Source organism: Paraburkholderia piptadeniae, from assembly GCF_900007165.1.
Lineage (GTDB): Bacteria > Pseudomonadota > Gammaproteobacteria > Burkholderiales > Burkholderiaceae > Paraburkholderia > Paraburkholderia piptadeniae.
Genome location: NZ_CYGY02000203.1, coordinates 1 through 1,563 on the forward strand (window position 1 = coordinate 1; position 1,563 = coordinate 1,563).

Consider the following 1,563-nt stretch of genomic DNA (forward strand, 5'->3'; position numbering starts at 1 on the left):
CTGATAATCATGTAGCCGGCCTCACGCCGTTGCCGTAGGGCGGCGGGCGTAAAGTCAGGGTTGGTCCACCCACTTGACGCACAGGAGGCCGGCATGGACAAGTTTAGTGGAATCGACCTTCATTCGAACAACAGCGTAGTTGTGGTCAGCGATGACGCTGACCGGGTGCTCTACCAACGGCGCTTGCCGAACGATCCCATCCAGATCCGGGCAGCACTGGCACCGCACCGCGAAGATCTCGTGGGCGTGGTCATCGAAGCAACGTACAACTGGTACTGGCTCGTCGATGAGTTGATGGGCGATGGCTACAGGGTACATCTGGCCAACCCCGCAGCGATCCAGCAGTATGAGGGCCTGAAATACAGTGGTGACTTCAGCGATGCCGCCCATCTCGCACAACTGCTGCGTCTGGGACTTCTGCCAGAAGGCTACATCTATCCAGCAGAAGAACGTCCGATGCGGGACCTCTCACGCAAGCGAATACAACTGGTGCAATGCCGTACAGCGCAGATCCTCGCCATCGAGAACCTGTTCTCACGCCATACAGGTGCGCAGATGCAGGGTGAGCGGGTCAAGCATCTCGATGAAGTGCAGGTCAACGGATTCGGATTTGCGCCCGATGTGACGCTCGCGATGCAGGCCAATCTGGCGGTCATGCAAACCCTGCAGGAGGAAATCACGATCATCGAGAAGCGACTCCTGGAGCGGGTAAAACTGCGTCCCGATTACGCGTTGCTGAACTCGGTCCCCGGCATTGGTCCCGTTCTCGCAACCACAATCATGCTGGAAGCCGGGACCATCTCGCGTTTCACCGAGGTGGGAAATTTCAGTTCGTACTGCCGCTGCGTGGACAGCCGGCGCGAAAGCAACAGCAGAAAAAAAGGCCAAGGCAATACGAAGAATGGCAACAAGTATCTGGCGTGGGCGTTTGTTGAGGCGGCCAACTTCGCCATCCGCTCATGTCCGGAAGCCAGGCGCTTTTACGAGCGCAAGAAGCGCGCGCGAAACAGGATTGTCGCGATCAAGGCGTTGGCGCACAAGCTGGCGCGCGCCTGCTATCACATGCTTCGGGAGCACAAGCCATTTGAGATAAACCGCTGCTTTGGCTAATGGTGGCGCAAGGGGACCGAGCCCAGTATTGCAACTGGTGAAAATCCATGGTTCTGATTGGGCCATCCCCTTGCCCCACCCGCTGCTTGCCGATAACCGGGTCGCCCAGGCAATGAGCCATCCTTGACTGGCGTTGCACGCAACAGCCATGGTTCTGCGAGACCTTTTGGACCTTGCCTGGTACCAACGTTTCTCTGGGGCGGCAGCAACAACCGCCAGGGCAGACGTGAGTTACATCACGGCATGCTTGAACCCGATGGGTGTCTGGTGCGATCCGGTTCGCAACCAGCTCGAGAAAACGGATGCGATACCGAACCTTGCAGGCGGCCCTGACAGCATGACTCAAGAAATTTCGCCGAATGGTCATGACGATAAAAATGCCCATCGTCATGACCATTCGGCGATGGATAGATATTTGCACCTTGACTTCGGCCGACTAATGGGTGTCGCAAT

2 protein-coding genes are annotated in these 1,563 nt (G+C 57.3%); both read left to right on the forward strand.

The features are described 5' to 3' along the window. The first annotated feature begins 93 nt into the window (after positions 1 to 93). Positions 94 to 1,110, forward strand: coding sequence for an IS110 family RNA-guided transposase (locus BN2476_RS44405; RefSeq protein ID WP_087740424.1), 1,017 nt, complete (start codon positions 94 to 96; stop codon positions 1,108 to 1,110). Positions 1,111 to 1,276: 166 nt separating this feature from the next. After that, positions 1,277 to 1,563 (forward strand): hypothetical protein (locus BN2476_RS47880; RefSeq protein ID WP_218274616.1); only part of this gene is annotated, 287 nt, incomplete at its 3' end.

Bases quoted from the DNA above. Each gene is read 5' to 3' on its own strand.
- BN2476_RS44405 (WP_087740424.1), top strand. From the start codon at position 94: ATGGACAAGTTTAGTGGAATCGACCTTCATTCGAACAACAGCGTAGTT.